Below are 2,360 nucleotides of genomic sequence, written 5' to 3'. Positions count from 1 at the left end.
ACCACAAGACCTGGATGCTGGAGCACGGCGAGTGGCGGGCCATGGCACCGGGTGCCAAGACGGCCGGTTTCCACCTGTCGTCGCTCTACAGCCCTGTGGGCTGGCGTTCCTGGCGGGACATCGCCGCCGCCTGGGAGGCGGCGGTTGGCAAGGAGTCCGGCTCGGCTGCGGCGATCAAGACCTTCAAGAACACGGAACTCGGCGAGACCTGGGTCGAGGAGGGCGAGGCGCCGGACTGGCAGCGGCTGCTCGAGCGGCGGGAGGACTATCCCCTGGGCCGAGTGCCCGCAGGCGGCCTGCTGCTGGTGGGCGGCGCCGACGTACAGAAGGACCGCATCGAGGCCTCGATCTGGGCTTTCGGGCGCGGCAAGGAGGCCTGGCTCGTCGAGCACCGGGTGCTGATGGGCGACACGGCGCGCGATGCGGTGTGGAAGAGCCTGGCCGAACTGACCGCCGAGACCTGGACGCACGAGCGCGGCGCGCAGATGCCGCTTGCGCGCTTCGCCTTGGACACGGGCTTTGCGACGCAGGAAGCCTACGCCTTCGTGCGCGCCTGCCGAGATCCGCGCGTGATGGCGGTCAAGGGGGTGTCCAAGGGAGCGGCCCTGATCGGCACGCCGACCGCGGTGGACGTCTCGCAGGCGGGCAAGAAGCTGCGCCGGGGCATCAAGGTCTACAGCGTGGCGGTGGGCATCGCCAAGCTGGAGCTCTACAACAACCTGAGAAAAAGCGCCGACGTGGCCGAGGACGGCTCGACCCCGGTCTATCCGGCCGGGTATGTGCACCTGCCCAAGATCGACGCCGAGTTCATCCAGCAGCTGTGCGCCGAGCAGCTCGTCACCCGGCGAGACCGCAACGGCTACCCGGTGCGCGAGTGGCAGAAGATGCGCGAGAGGAACGAAGCCCTGGACTGCTACGTCTACGCTCGCGCGGCTGCGAGCGCAGCGGGGCTGGACCGCTTCGAGGAACGCCACTGGCGGGATCTGGAGCGGCAACTGGGGCTGGCGACACCACCGGATGCGCCGCCACCGGTTCCTGCATTGAACCACGACGAGGCCACCCAGCGAGGTGGCCTCGCCGTTTCTACGACCCCATCACGCCGGCGGGTCATCCGCAGCCCCTGGCTGCGCTGATCGCCGCTGGCCGTCCCGAACCCCGAAGGAGAGCCCATGAGTCTGGCCACCCGCATCGAGAGCCTGGTCATCCGCGTCGCGCAGGAGTTCAACGACGTGCGCGCCAAGGCCGGCAACCTTGCCAACCTCACCACCACCGACAAGTCGAGCCTGGTGGCGGCGATCAACGAGCTGAAGGCCGCGGTGCTGGCCTCGGGTGCGATCGACGACACCCAGGTCGCCACCACCAGCACCTATTCGTCGAACAAGATCGTCACGCTGCTCGATGCGCTGAAAGCCGAGATCCTGGGCGGGGCGGACGCCGCCTACGACACCTTGCTGGAGATCCAGCAGCTGCTGCAAAACGGCACCAGCGGCCTGGATGCGCTGCTGGCCGCCGTCAACCACCGCGTGCGCTTCGATGCGGCGCAGACGCTCACCGCCGCCGAGCAGCTTCATGCGCGCAGCAACATCGGAGCAGTGGCCACGAGCGACATCGGCGACACCGACACCGACTTCGTCGCGATCTTCGAAGGGGCGCTCGCCTGATGAGCCTGGCCTCTCGCATCGCCGCCTTGGCCAGCCGCATCGGCCTCGAGGTCCAGACCAAGATCGATGCGACCCACCCGGGCCTGGCCCGGGCCTGGGTGTGCTTCGGGTATGTCGGCAACCAGATCGTCGTACGCGCGGCCCACAACGTCGCCGGGGTGACCCGCACCGCGGCCGGCCGCTACCGCGTGAGCTTTGCCACGCCGATGCCGGATGCCGACTACTGCTGGACGGCGCTGGCCCGCAGCAGCACCAACAGCGGCACGCAGCGCATTGCCATCGTGCGCGCCACCTCCGACCAGAAGACCGCCCAGTACGTCGACCTCAGCTGCGCCACCACGGCCGCGTCGTTCGACGACTCCACCGAAATCAACCTCGTGGTCTACCGCTGATGGCCTACACCCAAGCCCACCTCGATGCCCTGGAAGCGGCGCTGGCCAAGGGCGAGCGGCGCGTCACCTTCGGCGACAAGACCGTCGAGTACCGCTCCATCGAGGAACTGCAGGCCGCCATCCGCGCGGTCAAGCGGGATCTCTTCGAGCAGGCCGTGGCCACGGGGCTGTGGCCCGGCGCGCCGCGGCAGATCCGCGTCACCACGAGCAAGGGATTCTGATGGCCTGGTACGCGAAGATCCGCAGTCTGTTCGGCGGACCGCCGGTGCACGAGGCCGCTGGGCGTGGCCGTCGATCCCTGGCGTGG

General features: G+C 69.0%; 4 protein-coding genes. All 4 read left to right on the top strand.

Features of this window, described 5'->3' with window-relative positions:
* The coding region (locus ACK42S_RS17485; protein WP_409710609.1) for a terminase gpA endonuclease subunit at positions 1-1,133 on the top strand (1,133 nt) is incomplete at its 5' end.
* A 36-nt stretch (positions 1,134-1,169) separates the two neighbouring features.
* Complete coding sequence (locus ACK42S_RS17480; RefSeq protein WP_409710606.1) at positions 1,170-1,661, top strand: hypothetical protein; 492 nt, start codon at positions 1,170-1,172, stop codon at positions 1,659-1,661.
* Positions 1,661-2,053: a hypothetical protein gene (locus ACK42S_RS17475; protein WP_409710604.1), complete on the top strand. Its 393-nt coding sequence runs from the start codon at positions 1,661-1,663 to the stop codon at positions 2,051-2,053. The genes ACK42S_RS17480 and ACK42S_RS17475 overlap by 1 nt, the downstream gene beginning before the upstream one ends.
* A complete protein-coding gene (locus ACK42S_RS17470; protein ID WP_409710601.1) occupies positions 2,053-2,274 on the top strand; it encodes a phage head-tail joining protein in 222 nt (73 codons plus the stop codon). Before ACK42S_RS17475 ends, ACK42S_RS17470 begins: the two co-directional genes overlap by 1 nt.
* Positions 2,275-2,360 lie beyond the last annotated feature (86 nt).

The sequence above is a fragment of the Caldimonas sp. genome (assembly GCF_046289365.1).
In the GTDB taxonomy this organism is placed as follows: domain Bacteria; phylum Pseudomonadota; class Gammaproteobacteria; order Burkholderiales; family Burkholderiaceae_C; genus Caldimonas.
Note: the sequence above shows the minus strand (reverse complement) of the source record. Positions and strands in the feature narration are given on the sequence as shown.